Annotated in this window: 1 protein-coding gene; it reads right to left on the minus strand. The window is 69.0% G+C overall.

Annotation, left to right across the window (positions count from 1 at the left end; all coding sequences use genetic code 11):
- Nucleotides 1–255 (minus strand): NAD(P)-binding domain-containing protein (locus AADR41_RS42720; RefSeq protein ID WP_342287849.1); only part of this gene is annotated, 255 nt, incomplete at both ends.

Here is a 255-nt window from a genome sequence, read left to right on the forward strand (position 1 = left end):
GTCCTTGACGGACTCCTCGTAGACCTGGGCCTGGATCGGGTCCGGGACCAGGATCATGATGACGTCCGCCTCGGCGGCCGCCTCGGACGGCGTCACCACGCGCAGGCCCTGCTCCTCGGCCTTCGCCTTGGACTTCGAGCCCTCGTGCAGACCGACACGGACGTCGACACCCGAGTCACGGAGCGACAGCGCGTGGGCGTGGCCCTGGCTGCCGTAACCGATCACCGCGACCTTGCGGCCCTGGATGATGGACAG

This window comes from Streptomyces sp. CLV115, assembly GCF_038448545.1.
Classification (GTDB): domain Bacteria; phylum Actinomycetota; class Actinomycetes; order Streptomycetales; family Streptomycetaceae; genus Streptomyces; species Streptomyces sanglieri.